Source organism: Roseateles sp. AC306, assembly GCF_979253795.1.
Map to the genome: position 1 here is coordinate 1 of NZ_CEEDEB010000121.1, position 245 is coordinate 245.

1 protein-coding gene is annotated in these 245 nt (G+C 70.6%); it reads right to left on the minus strand.

Annotation, left to right across the window (positions count from 1 at the left end; translation table 11 throughout):
* Positions 1 to 245 (minus strand): hypothetical protein (locus AC0IZJ_RS28640; protein WP_471855667.1); only part of this gene is annotated, 245 nt, incomplete at both ends.

Below are 245 nucleotides of genomic sequence, written 5' to 3' on the forward strand. Positions count from 1 at the left end.
GCCGTCGAGATCGACGACAAAGACTTCGCTCTGGCCCTGGTCGTCAACGGAGCGCGCGAAGTGCCGCTGCTTCGTGGCGTCATACCCCATGACCTCCATGGACCGCGTCGGCTGGCCGTCGAAGCGCGCGTCCACGTCATGCACGATGAAGGGCCGGCCCGGCAGCCAGCGGTAGGTGTCCGTCGCGACCAACTGGCCGGCCGGGTGGGTCGCCGTCTCCAGCACCGCGCCGCGCGTGGTCCGGG